Genomic DNA, 13,661 nt, shown 5'->3' with positions numbered 1-13,661 from the left:
GCACAAGGCCTCCTGTCAAGCATACCTGAGCAATATTGTCAGAAATCGGCGGTCCTGCGCCGGTCAGCCCGGCAGCCTGTCCAGCCGGGCCATGTCCCGCCGCGCCGCCGCAAGCGCCGCGGCCTCGCTGTCGGAGACCCGGTGCCCGTGATGCCCGATCACGAACCGGCCCCGCCCGTCCTCCGGCTCGCGCCGGTATTCCTCGAAGCCGAAGGTCCCGTCCGGTCGGCGGAAGAGGTCCGGGCAGACGGTCTTGCCGGGCAGGTAGTGGAACGCGGGACGCTGTGGGGGGCGGGGCATGGCAAAGGCCGGGCTTCGGACGATCCGCTCAGCGCACCTCCGCCAGATCCTCCTCCACCGCCCGCAGCATGTCGGTCAGCAGTTCCGGGTCGGCGGCGTTGACCCGCGACCAGGTGGGAATGAAGGGAGTTTCGAAGGGGTTGTCGAGAAAGGCCTGTCCGGCGCGCATGATGTTCTCGGCAAAAAGCTCGACGGACTGCTCCTCCTTGTGGCGGTCCATGGTCAGGCCGTTCATCGCGGCATCGTTGTAGTAGCTTTCCAGCATGTCGAGCGCCGAGCGGTAATAGACCGCCTTGAGCGTGCGGAAGGTGTTCTGGGTGAACACGGTGCCGTCGGCGGCGAGCTTGCGGAAGATCGCCTTGCAGATGTCGGTGGACATGCGGTTCAGCCCCGTGGCCGCGTCCTCGGGCGAAAGCGCCTGATGCTTGTGGTCGTAGGCATCCGAGATCTCGACCTGGCAGACCGACTTGGGCGCCAGGTTGCGCCAGGCCTCGCTCAGCATGCCGATCTCGAGGCCCCAGTCCGAGGGGATGCGCAGATCGGGCAGGATGGCGGTGCGCAGCGCCACCTCGCCCGACAGCGGATAGCGGAAGCTGCGCAGGAAATCGACATAGTCGCTGTCCCCCACCACCTTGCGCAGCGCGATCAGCAGCGGCGAGACCAGCAGGCGCGTGACCCGCCCGTTCATCTTGCCCTCGCCCAGCCGGGGGTAGAAGCCCTTGGACACCTGGTAGGAGAAGTTCGGGTTCACCACCGGGTAGATCAACCGCGTCAGCATGTGGCGCGAGTAGGTGAGGATGTCGCAGTCGTGCACCGCGGCGACCCATGTGTCGCGCCGGGCCAGCATGTAGCCCATGCAGGACCAGACGTTCTTGCCCTTGCCCGGCTCGGAGGGGTAGAGGCCGTGCGCCTTCAGCCGGTCGCCCAGCGCGCGCTGGCGGGGGCTGTCGTTCCAGATCACGACGTGATCCTGCGGCAGCCGGGAAAAGTAGCGCACGGCGTGGGCGAATTGCGCCGCATCCGCCTGATCGAGGCCGATGACGATGCGTTTCAGATAGGGCACCTGCGCCAACTCGTCGAGGATGAGCGGCAGCGCATTGCCCTCAAGCTCGGAATAGAGCGAGGGCAGGATCAGCGTCGCGGGACGGTCGCGCGAAAAGGTGGTGACGGCATGGGTGAGCGCGTCAGGCGAGACGCTGCGCAGGTCGTGCAGGGTGGCCACCTGTCCGTTCTGGTGAAAATCCGCCAAGGCCGGGCTCCTGAAATCTTTCTGAAATGCGGGCGTCAGAAGGCGACGCCTTCTTCCGATAGTATCCGTTCCACCGCCCGCGACCAGCCCGCCGGGCCGGGCAGGTCGGTGCGCAGGATGCGTCCCGTGGCTTCGCCGCCCAGGGCGGGCAGCGGCGCGCGGTGCGGGTTGGCGACGATGGCGGCGCGGTCCGCTGCCTCCAGCATCTCGATGTCGTTGGGCGCATCGCCCAGCGCGAGGAGACGCTCGCATCCCATCTCGTCCGCGATCTGGTGCATCCGTTCCGCCTTGGTGTGTCCGAACCCGAGAGTGAGAAAGCGGCCCCCCTCGCGCGCCGTCACGCCCTGCGCCGCCAATGCCTCGATGAACGCGCCGCGGTCCGCCTGCGTTCCCGTCCAGAGGCCCGGCTCGGTAAAGGCGCGGTCGCGCGCGCGGGCGGCTGCGTCGGGCGGCAGGCCCGTCGCCGCGGCGACAGCGTCCACGTCCATGTCGGAAAAGCCGCGGAACGGAGCGCGGAGCGCGGCGGGCAGCGCAGCGAGCGCGGCGCGCAGGCGGGCGTGGCGGGAACGATCCGGCAGGGCATCCCTGCCCGGCGGCACCAGCCCGCCGCCGTTCTCGCAGATGGCCGGAACATGGGCAAAGCCCAGCTCGGCGCGCAGCGGCACGATCTCTGCCGCGGTCTTGGAACTCGCGAAGGCCACGGGCACGCCGGCCGCGCGCAACCGGTCAAGCGTGGCCTCCGCCGGGGCGTGCGAATAGGTCTCGTGCTCGAGCAGGGTGCCGTCCAGATCGGTGACGATCAGCCACTTCGCCATGCCGCCCCCCCCTTGCGCCCTGCCGGCCTTGTCGCACGCGGCGCTGCGGGCTTCGGGTCGCCGGCGATCTCCGAGCGAATAAGTCGGGATTGACTTTTCCGACTGCCGTAGTCAGATTTGCCTCGACCGGCAGCGCGACTCGCTGTTTTGCAGAGAAAACGCAGGAGCGCGCCGGGCCGCCTTGATCTTCATCAAGGTCGGAACGGATCGGGAGCGCGACGAGTTTTCCTGCGGCTGTGGGTGCCGCAGGCCAGACGACGGGGCCGCAGGGCCGCAAGGGAGAGCCGGATGATCGTTTGCCACTGCATGAACATCTCGGAGGATGAAATCCGCCGCGCGGTGGACTGGATGCGCGCATCCGACCCCGACACGCTCGTCACCCCCGGCAAGGTCTATCGCGCCCTCGGCAAGAAGGCCGACTGCGGCGGCTGTCTGCCGCTCTTCATGAATACCCTCGAATCGCATCCGGCCACGGGGGTGCCTGCCCAGTTGCGCGGGCTTCGCAAGGCCAGGGCGGCCGCCGGCACGAAATAGGGGAGCGCCCCGGTTCGCCCCGCCACACTGTTTCAGGAGCGTCCCGCAGCCGTCGCGATGCGGGCACTTCTTGCTTGCGCCTCTTCCTTCTATGGCCCATTCACGCGGCAACGCGCGTAAGGAGGGCATGATGAAGGGCGACGACAAGGTCATCGAATATCTCAACAAGGCGCTGCGCAGCGAACTGACCGCGGTCAGCCAGTACTGGCTGCACTACCGGCTGCAGGAGGACTGGGGCTACGGCAAGGTGGCAGCCAAGTCGCGCGAGGAAAGCATCGAGGAGATGCACCACGCCGACCGGCTCATCGAGAGGATCATCTTCCTTGAGGGGCACCCGAACCTGCAGAAGCTCGACGCGCTGCGGATAGGCCAGACGCTCAAGGAAACGCTGGAGTGCGATCTGGCGGCCGAACACGAGGCGCGCACCCTCTACATCGAGGCGCGCAACCACTGCGACAGCGTGGGCGACTACGTGACCAAGAACCTCTTCGAGGAGCTTATCGCGGACGAGGAGGGGCACATCGACTTCCTCGAGACCCAGTTCGATCTGATCGAGAAGCTGGGCGAGGAGAAATACGGCCTGCTCAACGCCTCCACCGCGGACGAAGGCGAGGACTGAGGTCGACTCGCACCCGCGCCGCACGCGGGACCACCACCGCCGGGCCGGCCGCCGGGCCGGCCCGTTCTCGTCCCTGACCGCGGCTGCCGGACGCGTTTCGGGGCACCGTCGTTGTGACATCGTTTTGCGCCGATGCTAGTCAGGGACGACGCAGGGTGCGGAGGATGAGCATGTCAGGCGAATCGGACCCGGCCTCCGGTCGTGAGCGCCCCGAGCCGCTGCGGTTCGAGGGCGACCGCGGCGCCGGGCGATCGAGGTGGATCGCGCTTGTCGCGGCTCTGGCGCTTGCCGCGTGGCTGGGCAGCGCACTCATCCTGCCGCCCGAAGACGAACAGGCAGCCTCCGGCAACGACGGCACCATCGCCCCGGTCCAGGTCGCGGTGCGCGAGTCCGCCGCAGAGCCCGTGCGCCAGGTCTTCGTCGCCGAAGGACAGTCGGAGCCCGAGCGCGACACGCGCGTGCTGGCCGAAGCGACCGGCAGCATCGCCGAGGTGCCCGTCGACAAGGGCGACCTTGTCGAGGCCGGGCAGGTCATCGGCCGGATCGCGCCTGCGCGCGCGCAGGCCGAGCTCGACCGCGCACAGGAAGAGTACGACCGCGCGCTGCGGGAGTTCGAGAACGCGCAGACGTTGCTCGATCGCGGCGTGGCCACGGCGGACCGGCTGGCGCAGGCGCGCGCGGCGCTGGCGGCGGCCGAATCACAGCTGACCAATGCACGCGAGGCGCTGGAGGACACGACCATCCGCGCCCCCTTTGCCGGGCGGATCGAATCGCTCGAGATCGAGGAGGGCGAGTTCATCAGCGGCGGCAACCCGGCCGCGCGCCTCGTCGATCTTACGCCGCTCAGCGTCACCGTGCGGATCCCGCAGCAGGAGCTGCGCGGCATCCGCGAAGGCCAGGAGGCCGAGGTCCGCTTCATCACCGGCGAGACGCGGGACGGCACGGTCGCCTTCGTCGGTGCCGCCGCCGATCCACAGACGCGCACCTTTGCCGCCGAGATCGAGGTCGCCAACGACGACCGGGCGATCCCCGCAGGCATCAGCGCGCAGGTCAGCATCCCCCGCGAGGAGGTCGAGGCGCATTTCCTCTCGCCCGCGATCCTGTCGCTCGACCCGGCGGGCCGGCTGGGCATCAAGACGGTCACGGACGAGAACACTGTCGAGTTCCATCCCGTGACGATCGTGCGCGCGGGGACGGAGGGCATCTGGGTCACCGGGCTGCCCGACCCGGCGCGCATCATCACCGTGGGCCAGGGTTTCGTCTCGGACGGAGAGACGGTCGAACCGCGGCCCGAAAGCGAGCTGGACATCGGCCGGATGCGCGAGCGGCTGCTCGACACGCCTGCCGCACCGGAGAGCCAGTGATGCACGGGGTCATCGACGCCGCCTTTTCGCGCGCCCGCGTGGTCGTGATGGTGCTGCTCTTCCTGCTGACCTTCGGCACCGTCGCCTACATCCAGATCCCGAAGGAGGCGGCGCCCGAGGTGCCGATTCCGGTGATCTACGTCATCACCACGCTCGAGGGCATCTCGCCCGAGGATGCCGAACGCCTTCTGATCGAGCCGCTGGAGACCGAGCTTGCCAGCATCACCGGCGTGACGGAGATGAGCGCCGCCGCGCGCGAGGGCTCCGCCTCCGTCACGCTGGAGTTCGACGCGGGCTTCGACAGCGACGAGGCGCTCGACAGCGTGCGCGAGGCGGTGGACCGCGCCCGCCGCGACCTGCCCGACGATGCCACCGAACCCACGGTGAACGAGGTCAACACCGCGCTTTTCCCCGTGCTGACGGCTATCCTGTCGGGCCCGGTGCCGGAACGCACGCTCAACCAGCTTGCCACCGAGATGCAGGACCGGCTCGAGGCGCTGCCCGGCGTGCTGGAGGTGGACATCGGCGGGGCGCGCGACGAATTGCTCGAAGTCGTCATCGACCCCACGGTGTTCGAGACCTACGACATCTCATTCGACGAACTGATCGGACAGATCCAGCGCAACAACCGCCTGATCGCCGCGGGCGCGATCGAGACCGGGGCGGGGCGCATCGTGCTGAAGGTGCCCGGGCTGATCGAGGACGCAGAGGACGTCATGGAGCTGCCCGTCAAGGTGCGTGGCGACACGGTCGTCACCTTCTCCGAGGTTGCCACGATCAGACGGAGCTTCGAGGATCCGTCCGGTTTTGCCCGGATCGGCGGGCAGCCGGCGCTGGCGCTGGAGATCAAGAAGCGCGTCGGCGCCAACATCATCGAGACGGTCGAACGCGCCAAGGCCGGCATCGACGAGGCGGCCGAAGACTGGCCCGACTCGGTGCGCGTGGACTACATGCAGGATCAGTCCGTTTATGTGCGCGACATCCTCAGCGACCTCGAGGCCAACGTCATCGCCGCGATCCTGCTGGTGATGATCGTGGTGATCTGGGCGCTGGGCTGGCGGCCCGGTCTGCTGGTGGGGCTCGCCATCCCCGGCGCCTTCCTGACCGGGGTCGGCGCGCTCTGGGCGATGGGCGAGACGATGAACATCGTCGTGCTCTTCGCGCTCATCATGGTGGTGGGGATGCTGGTGGACGGCGCCATCGTCACCGTGGAGCTTGCCGACCGCAAGCTGCAGGAGGGGCTCGCGCCGCCCGCGGCCTATGCCGTGGCCGCCAGGCGGATGTCCCTGCCCATCATCGCCTCGACCGTCACGACGCTGAGCGTGTTCTTTCCGCTGCTGTTCTGGACCGGCACGGTTGGCGAGTTCATGCGCTTCCTGCCGCTGACCGTGATCCTGACGCTCACCGCTTCGCTTGCGATGGCGCTCATCTTCATTCCCGTCCTCGGCGGCCTCATCGGCCGCGCCCAGCCGCAGACCGCCGCGGCCAAGCGCGTGCTTTACGAATCCGAACAGGGCGACCCGCGCCGTGCGGGCGGCTGGACGGGGCGCTACGCACGGCTCGTCGAATGGGCTGTGGTGCGCCCGCTGGCCGTGCTGGGCCTGGCCGTGGCGCTGCTGATCGGCTCGGTCGCCGCCTACGCCGAATACGGGCGCGGCGTGATCTTCTTCCCCGAGGTCGAGCCCGACTTCATGCAGGTCACGGTGCGCGCGCGCGACAGTTTCTCGATCCACGAGCAGGACACCCTGGTGCGCGAGGTCGAGCGCCGGCTGATGGATTTTGCGGGAATCGACTCGGTCTATGCCCGCACCGGCAACACGCAGCGCCAGGACGAGGAGATCATCGGCACCATCCAGCTGGAGCTTGCGCCGTGGGACACCCGCCGCCCGGCCGAGCAGATCGGCGCCGACATCCGCGACGAGATGGGCCGCATCCCCGGCATCGAGGTGCAGGTGCAGTCGCAGCAGCAGGGCCCGGCACAGGGCAAGCCCGTGCAGCTGGAACTGCGCGCCGCCGACCCCGGCACGCAGGAGGCTGCGGTCGAGCAGGTGCTGGCCGAGATGAAGCGGATCGGCGGGTTCACCGACATCACCGACACCCGCGCGCTTCCGGGCGTCGAATGGAGCCTGCAGGTCGACCGCAGCCAGGCCGCGCGCTTCGGCGCCGACGTGACGCTGCTGGGACAGGCGGTGCAACTGCTGACGCGCGGCATCACGGTGGCGGATTATCGTCCGTCCTATGCCGACGGCTCGGTGGACATCCGCGTGCGCTTTCCCTCCGAAAGCCGCAGCCTCGAGGAGTTGCGCAGCCTGCGGGTTCCCACTGCGCAGGGCCTCGTGCCGATCGGCAATTTCGTGCGCTTCGAGCCCGTGCCGCGCACCGGAACGCTCAACCGCATCGACCAGCGCCGCGTGGTCACCATCGCCGCCGACGTGGCGCCCGGGCTGCTGGTCAACGACCAGATCGCCGCGCTGCGAAGCGCGCTGCAGGACACCGACCTGCCGGAGGGCGTGAGCTGGAGCTTCGCGGGCGAGGCGGAGGAGCAGCAGGATGCGGCGCAGTTCCTCGCCGTGGCCTTCGTCGTTGCGGTGGTCCTGATGTTCACCGTGCTGGTCCTGCAGTTCAACAGCTACTTCCAGGCGCTTGTCGTGATGTCCGCGATCGTCTTCTCGGTCGCGGGCGTGATGCTGGGGCTGCTGGTCACAGGCCGCCCCTTCGGCGTGGTGATGGGCGGCATCGGGGTGATCGCGCTGGCCGGAATCGTGGTGAACAACAACATCGTCCTGATCGACACCTACAACCTCCTGCGACGGGAGGGGCAGACCCCCTTCGAGGCCGCGCTGCGCGCGGGCGCGCAGCGCCTGCGGCCCGTGGTGCTGACCTCGGTCACCACCGCGCTTGGCCTGATGCCCATGGTGATCGGCGTCTCGATCGACTTCTTCCGGCGCGAGGTGGTCTATGGTGCACCCTCGACGCAGTGGTGGACCGAGCTTGCCTCCTCCATTGCGGGCGGGCTGGTGGTGGCGACCGTGCTGACGCTGGTCGTGACGCCCGCGCTGCTGATGCTCGGCGAGAAGCGCGCGGATCGCCCGGCGCGTTCGGCGGCTCCTGCGCCGGCCTGAGCCTGCCCGCTCCTCCGGCCCGCGCGGGCCGTCCTCGCTTCGCCGTCGCGAAGAGGCCGGAAAGGGCCGATGAGCGCCGCCCGATCTGGCGGCGTCGTCGTCCGCCAACACAATACTTTGCAGGAGTCACGAAAATATCGCTTTACAGTGCGTCCCCGGCACAGCACCATATCTTGTAAGGAGCGGGGCAACGACCCGCCGCTCCTTGAGCAGGCACCAAGCGCTTGGGGGGCGCTTCCGCCCTCCGCGCACAGGCAGAGAGGTGGCGCCATGTCCGCAGCCGAGCAGTACATCGAGGACGATCTGCACCCGATCGACATCGTCGAGCATCTGGCCGAGCACAACGCGTGGGACTTCGACCGCGTGGGCGACGACCAGATCGCGATGGCGGTCGAGGGGCAGTGGCGCACCTACTCGCTGACCCTCGCGTGGTCCGCCCACGACGAGACGCTCCGCCTGATCTGCACCTTCGAGATGGAGCCGCCCGAGGACCGGGAAGAGGCGCTCGTCGCCTCGCTGAACGCGGTGAACGACCGCTGCTGGGCAGGCGCCTTCACCTGGTGGGCGGAGCAGAAGCTGATGATCTGGCGTTACGGCCTCGTGCTGGCCGGCGGGCAGATGGCCAGCGCGGAGCAGATCGACACCATGATCGCCGCGGCCGTGCTCACGGCAGAGCGCTACTATCCGGCCTTCCAGCTCGTCGCCTGGGGCGGGCGCAGCCCCGAAGAGGCGCTGCAGGTCGCCATTGCAGAGGCCTACGGCCGCGCGTAACACTGGCCCGGATCCCTGCACGGCGGGAGGGACCATGCCATTCGACGACATCGCCCGGCGCGGGCTGCTGCTTCTTGGATGCGGCAAGATGGGGTCCGCCATGCTGGAGGGCTGGCTGGCCCGCGGGCTACCGCCCGCCTCGGTTGGCGTGATCGAGCCACGGCCCTCGGACTGGCTGACCGCGCAGGGCGTGCATCTGAACGATGGGCTGCCGGACGAACCGGCCGTGGCGCTGATTGCCGTCAAGCCGCAGATGATGGGCGATGCGCTGCCGCGCCTTGCGGCTCTCGGCGGCAGCGGCACGCTGATGATCTCGGTGGCCGCCGGCACACCGCTGGCGCGCTTCGAGGGCGCCTTCGGCGCAGGCACCCCGGTCGTGCGCGCCATGCCCAACACGCCCGCCGCGGTGGGCCGCGGGATCACCGCGATCGTCGGCAACGCCGCGGCGACACGCGCACACCTGGACCTCGCCGAAGAACTGCTGTCGGCCGTCGGGCAGGTGGTCCGGCTCGACTCCGAGGACCAGATGGACGCCGTCACCGCGGTCAGCGGCTCGGGCCCGGCCTATGTCTTTCACATGATCGAGGCGCTGGCGGCGGCGGGCACGTCCGAGGGGCTGGCGCCGGACCTGGCGCTGCAACTGGCGCGGGCCACCGTGGCAGGCGCAGGCGCGCTGGCCGAGACTTCCGGCGAGGATCCCGCGCACCTGCGCCGCAACGTCACCAGCCCCAATGGCACCACGCAGGCAGGCCTCGAGGTGCTGATGGACGCGGACCACGGCCTGCCGCCGCTGATGCGCCGGACCGTCGCGGCGGCGGCGCGCCGGTCGCGGGAGCTGCGCGATGGCTGAGATCGGTTTCGACGATTTCCTCAGGGTCGACATCCGCGTGGGCACCGTGCGCCGGGCGGAGCCCTACCCGGAGGCGCGCAAGCCCGCGATCAAGCTCTGGATCGATTTCGGCCCCGGGATCGGCGAGAAGACAAGCTCGGCCCAGATCACCGGCCACTACGAGCCCGATACGCTGAAGGGCCGGCAGGTGGCCGCGGTGGTGAACTTCCCGCCGCGCCAGATCGGCAGGTTCGTCTCGGAGGTGCTTGTGCTGGGCTTCGCGGACGAGAACGGCGAGATCGTGCTGATCGGCCCCGACCGCCGGGTGCCGGACGGTGCGCGGCTGCAATGACCCGCGTGTTGATCACCCGCCCGCTGCCCGAGCGGGTCGTCGCGCGGGCCGCAGAGCATTTCGACCTCGAGCTGCGCGAGCGCACTCAACCGATGAGCGAGTCGGAGATGCGCTCGGCGCTGGCGCTCTTCGACGGGGTGTTGCCCACGCTGGGCGACCGCTTCTCCGAGGCGATCTTCGCCGAGTTCGACGAACCGCGCTGCCGGATCCTCGCCAACTTCGGCGTGGGCTACAACCACATCGACGTGGCCGCGGCGAAGGCGCGCGACATTACAGTGACGAACACGCCCGGCGCAGTCACGGATGCCACTGCCGACATCGGCATGATGCTGATCCTGATGGCCTGCCGCCGCGCCTCAGAGGGCGAGCGGCTGGTGCGCGCGGGCCGCTGGGAAGGCTGGCATCCCACCCAGCTTCTGGGGCTGCACGTCACCGGCAAGCGCGTGGGCATCGTGGGCTTCGGCCGGATCGGGCAGGCGATCGGCCGGCGTTGTCACGCCGGTTTCGGCATGGAAGTGGGCTATTTCAACCGGCGTGCGCGGGAGGTGGACTTTCCGGCCGTGCGCCACGAGTTGCCGGACCTCGCCGCCTGGGCCGACGTGCTGGTGGTGACGCTTCCCGGCGGTGCCGAGACGCGCCACATGATCGGTGCGAAAATCTTCGAGGCGATGCCGCCGCATGCGCGCCTCGTCAACGTGGCGCGCGGTGACATCGTGGACGAGGCGGCGCTGATCCACGCGCTGCGGACGGCAGAGATCGCGGGCGCGGGTCTCGATGTCTACGAACACGAGCCGCAGATTCCGCAGGACCTGCTGGAACTGGAGCAGGTCTCGCTCCTGCCGCATCTCGGCACTGCGGCGCTCGAGGTGCGCGAAGCCATGGGACAGATGGCGGTGGATAACCTGATCGCGTTTTTCGACGGGAATCCTGTGCCGAACCCCGTGTGAGCGGCGCGAATTTTCGACCGAAAATTCGCGCTTTCCCTGACCGGATGGCTGCGAAGAATTTTCGATCGAAAATTCTTCTGCGCCGTCACACCTCGGGCGCGTCACGCGGCGGGATGTAACCGTAGTCGCCCGGTTCGGCTTCGGGATCCCATTCAGGATCCTGTTTCTTGATCCGCTGCGAGATGACATAAGCCACCGGCCATGCCAGCACGAAGCCGATAACCGCAGATATCGCGACCGCGATCCAGTTGTAGTAGCCCAGACTGAAGGCCGCGATCGCAAGGCCCCCGGTGAGCACGGAGCCGGTGAGCATGCTGATGTAGAGGCTGAGGCGATCCATGGCGTTCCTCCTTGCTTCGGGAAGGAAAACGGTTTCCCCTGCTCCCTGGTTCCCGGCTCAGCCTGGCATCCTGTCCCCGATTTCCTCGCGCCAGTGCCGGCGGCAGAGGGGCACATAGGTCTCGTTCCCGCCGATCTGCACCTGCGCGCCTTCGCGCAGCGCACGGCCGTCCGGGCCGCGGCGCACCACCATTGTCGCCTTCTTGCCGCAGTGGCAGATGGTGCGCACCTCGCGCATCTCGTCGGCCAGCGCCAGCAGCGTGGCGGATCCGGGAAAAAGCGCGCCACGGAAGTCCACCCGCAACCCGTAGCACATGACCGGCACGTCGAGGTCGTCCACGACGCGGGCCAGTTGCCAGACCTGTCCGGGCGTCAGGAACTGCGCCTCGTCGACGAAGACGCAGGCAAGCGGTTCCCTTTCCAGTCGTCTCGCGATCCGGTCGAAGAGATCGTCCTGCGCATCGAAGCCCTCGGCCTCCGCATCGATGCCGATGCGTGAACCGATCTTCCCTGCGCCCGCCCGCGTGTCCATCGCCGCGGTCAGCAGGCAGGTGTTCATCCCCCGTTCACGGTAGTTGTAGGACGCCTGCAGCAGCAATGTCGACTTGCCCGCGTTCATTGTCGAATAGTGGAAATAGAGCTTCGCCATGCGCGCTTGATGGCGCGCCCCGCGTCCCGGTGCAAGGCGGCATCGCTCGGACCCGCTCGCTCAGGCCCGCGCCCGCGCCCGCGCCTTGCGCCGCAGGTGCCAGCGGTAGATGAGCGGCGCCAGCACCTTGTCATAGGTCAGCGCGGCGAGGGGTCGAAGCCCCGGCAGGCCGACGATACGCGCCAGCCAGCGGTAGCGCGGCATCGCCCGCCAGAGCAGCAGGAAGCCGTCGATGCCGCCGTGCACCTCGCCGTCCTTCCGGACGTAGAGGCGGCGGGCGGCCCGGTCCTCGGTCATGCCCCAGTCGCGGCGCGCGGGGCCGTTCAGGTCGTCGAAGCGGATGGGCAGGCGCTTGCGCTCGGCATAGCCCTTGTAGTGCCCGATCTCTGCGGAGCAGATCGGACATTCGCCGTTGTAGAGCACGCGGATATCGTCGTCGTCGGCCATGATCGAGGATCTAGCCGGCCGTGCCGCCCGGTCCAGTGGCGCGCCGTCGCAGGCTCAGAGGCGGGAATGCGACCCGTCGCACAGCGGCGAGTTCCCGGTCGCCTTGCAGCCGCAGAAGAAGACCTTGCCGTCCTTTTCCGCAGTGTAGCGGATGGGGGCGAAGTCCGTGCCCTTGTGGCTTCCGTCGCAGAAGGGCTGCATGGAGGAACGCCCGCAGGCACACCAGAAATAGTTCTTTCCCGCGGTCACCTCGACGGGGTAGGGCGCTTTCTGCGCGATCTCGGGGGCGTCGGACATCGGGCTCTCCTTGCGATGGCTGGTCCGTGCCGAAAGGTAAGCGGCCTGCGCCGCATGGAAAGGGTCAGACGCGCCGGCCCCAGAGATCGTAGTCGCCCGCCTCGTCCACCTCGACGGTCAGCATGTCGCCCGGCGACAGCCCCTCGTGCCCCTCGTCGATGAAGAGGCAGCCGTCGATCTCGGGCGCATCCGCCTTCGTGCGGCAGGTGGCGGTTTCGGCGTCCACCGCATCGACGATCACCTCCAGCCGCAAGCCCACCTTTTCGGCGAGCTTCGCCTCGGAGATCGCCTGCGCCTTTTCCATGAAGCGGTGCCAGCGGTCCTCCTTCACCTCTTCGGGAACATGGCCGGGCAGGGTGTTGGACCGCGCGCCGGCCACGTTCTCGTACTTGAAGCACCCGACCCGGTCGAGCTGCGCCTCGTCGAGCCAGTCGAGCAGCGTCCGGAACTCCTCCTCCGTCTCGCCGGGATAGCCCACGATGAAGGTGGAGCGCAGCGCGATCTCCGGGCAGACAGCGCGCCAGGCCGCGATCTCGTCCAGCGTGCGCGCCGCCGCCGCGGGGCGCGCCATGCGCTTCAGCGTCTCGGGATGGGCGTGCTGGAACGGAATGTCTAGGTAGGGCAGCACCAGCCCCTCCGCCATCAGCGGGATCAGCTGGCGGACATGCGGGTAGGGGTAGACGTAGTGCAGCCGCACCCAGGCGCCGAGGCTCCCCAGATCGCGGGCGAGGCGGGTGATCGGCGCCTCCGCGCCCAGCCGCTCCCGGTCGGTCAGGTAGGCCGAGGTGTCCTGGCTGATGACGAGCAGTTCCTTCACGCCGGCCTCGACCAGCTTCTCGGCCTCGCGCAGCACCGCGCGGTGCGGGCGCGAGGCCAGCTTTCCGCGCATGTCGGGAATGATGCAGAAGCGGCACTTGTGGTTACAGCCCTCGGAGATCTTGAGATAGCTGTAGTGGCGCGGCGTGAGCTTGACGCCGGAGGCGGGCAGCAGGTCCACGAAGGGGTCAGGCGCGGGCGGCACGGCGGC

At 68.8% G+C, this 13,661-nt stretch carries 16 protein-coding genes; 8 read left to right on the top strand and 8 right to left on the bottom strand.

Annotated features, from left to right (window positions below):
• Positions 1-63 precede the first annotated feature (63 nt).
• Genes ACLFOB_RS01190 through ACLFOB_RS01180 form a run of 3 tightly spaced genes read right to left on the bottom strand, consistent with a single transcriptional unit; the run spans position 64 to position 2,364 of the window.
• Positions 64-300, bottom strand: a complete 237-nt coding sequence (locus tag ACLFOB_RS01190; RefSeq protein WP_410924427.1) for a hypothetical protein — start codon at positions 298-300, stop codon at positions 64-66.
• Between the two features lie 28 nt (positions 301-328).
• Entirely contained in the window at positions 329-1,549 is a 1,221-nt protein-coding gene (locus tag ACLFOB_RS01185; RefSeq protein WP_410916458.1) for a glycosyl transferase, read from the bottom strand.
• Positions 1,550-1,584: 35 nt separating this feature from the next.
• Complete coding sequence (locus ACLFOB_RS01180) at positions 1,585-2,364, bottom strand: HAD-IIB family hydrolase (RefSeq protein ID WP_410916459.1); 780 nt, start codon at positions 2,362-2,364, stop codon at positions 1,585-1,587.
• A gap of 288 nt (positions 2,365-2,652) precedes the next feature.
• Here ACLFOB_RS01180 and ACLFOB_RS01175 point away from each other — a divergent pair, with 288 nt between their 5' ends.
• The 8 genes from ACLFOB_RS01175 (at position 2,653) to ACLFOB_RS01140 (ending at position 10,902) form a co-directional block, all read left to right on the top strand.
• The gene (locus tag ACLFOB_RS01175) at positions 2,653-2,898 is read left to right on the top strand and encodes a bacterioferritin-associated ferredoxin (RefSeq protein ID WP_410924425.1); all 246 of its coding nucleotides are present in this window, start codon (positions 2,653-2,655) and stop codon (positions 2,896-2,898) included.
• A 130-nt stretch (positions 2,899-3,028) separates the two neighbouring features.
• Positions 3,029-3,517 carry a bacterioferritin gene (gene bfr, locus ACLFOB_RS01170; protein ID WP_410916461.1) on the top strand — a complete coding sequence of 163 codons (489 nt, stop codon included), beginning with the start codon at positions 3,029-3,031 and terminating at the stop codon, positions 3,515-3,517.
• A gap of 164 nt (positions 3,518-3,681) precedes the next feature.
• Entirely contained in the window at positions 3,682-4,881 is a 1,200-nt protein-coding gene (locus ACLFOB_RS01165) for an efflux RND transporter periplasmic adaptor subunit (protein WP_410916462.1), read from the top strand.
• Positions 4,881-8,003: an efflux RND transporter permease subunit gene (locus tag ACLFOB_RS01160; RefSeq protein ID WP_410924424.1), complete on the top strand. Its 3,123-nt coding sequence runs from the start codon at positions 4,881-4,883 to the stop codon at positions 8,001-8,003. The genes ACLFOB_RS01165 and ACLFOB_RS01160 overlap by 1 nt, the downstream gene beginning before the upstream one ends.
• Before the next feature lie 270 nt (positions 8,004-8,273).
• Positions 8,274-8,774, top strand: coding sequence for a YbjN domain-containing protein (locus tag ACLFOB_RS01155; protein WP_410916464.1), 501 nt, complete (start codon positions 8,274-8,276; stop codon positions 8,772-8,774).
• Positions 8,775-8,808: 34 nt separating this feature from the next.
• Complete coding sequence (proC, locus tag ACLFOB_RS01150) at positions 8,809-9,624, top strand: pyrroline-5-carboxylate reductase (protein WP_410924422.1); 816 nt, start codon at positions 8,809-8,811, stop codon at positions 9,622-9,624.
• Entirely contained in the window at positions 9,617-9,955 is a 339-nt protein-coding gene (locus ACLFOB_RS01145; protein ID WP_410916466.1) for a tRNA-binding protein, read from the top strand. Before proC ends, ACLFOB_RS01145 begins: the two co-directional genes overlap by 8 nt.
• Positions 9,952-10,902 (top strand): 2-hydroxyacid dehydrogenase, encoded by a 951-nt coding sequence (locus ACLFOB_RS01140; RefSeq protein ID WP_410924421.1) that lies wholly within the window; start codon positions 9,952-9,954, stop codon positions 10,900-10,902. Before ACLFOB_RS01145 ends, ACLFOB_RS01140 begins: the two co-directional genes overlap by 4 nt.
• A gap of 85 nt (positions 10,903-10,987) precedes the next feature.
• On the opposite strand, the gene ACLFOB_RS01135 is transcribed toward ACLFOB_RS01140, so the two are convergent.
• The 5 genes from ACLFOB_RS01135 to rimO form a co-directional block, all read right to left on the bottom strand.
• Positions 10,988-11,242 carry a hypothetical protein gene (locus tag ACLFOB_RS01135; RefSeq protein ID WP_410916468.1) on the bottom strand — a complete coding sequence of 85 codons (255 nt, stop codon included), beginning with the start codon at positions 11,240-11,242 and terminating at the stop codon, positions 10,988-10,990.
• A gap of 57 nt (positions 11,243-11,299) precedes the next feature.
• Positions 11,300-11,890, bottom strand: a complete 591-nt coding sequence (locus tag ACLFOB_RS01130) for a thymidine kinase (protein ID WP_410916469.1) — start codon at positions 11,888-11,890, stop codon at positions 11,300-11,302.
• Between the two features lie 60 nt (positions 11,891-11,950).
• On the bottom strand, positions 11,951-12,337 hold the full coding sequence (locus ACLFOB_RS01125; protein WP_410916470.1) for a thiol-disulfide oxidoreductase DCC family protein: 387 nt from the start codon (positions 12,335-12,337) through the stop codon (positions 11,951-11,953).
• Between the two features lie 54 nt (positions 12,338-12,391).
• On the bottom strand, positions 12,392-12,634 hold the full coding sequence (locus tag ACLFOB_RS01120; RefSeq protein ID WP_410916471.1) for a CDGSH iron-sulfur domain-containing protein: 243 nt from the start codon (positions 12,632-12,634) through the stop codon (positions 12,392-12,394).
• Between the two features lie 64 nt (positions 12,635-12,698).
• Positions 12,699-13,661 (bottom strand): 30S ribosomal protein S12 methylthiotransferase RimO (gene rimO, locus ACLFOB_RS01115; RefSeq protein WP_410924419.1); only part of this gene is annotated, 963 nt, incomplete at its 5' end.

Origin of the sequence: Rhodosalinus sp. (genome assembly GCF_046542825.1) — a bacterium.
Classification (GTDB): Bacteria; Pseudomonadota; Alphaproteobacteria; order Rhodobacterales; family Rhodobacteraceae; genus Rhodosalinus.
The sequence above is the reverse complement of the archived record's forward strand: the minus strand, read 5'-3'. Positions and strand labels throughout refer to the sequence as shown.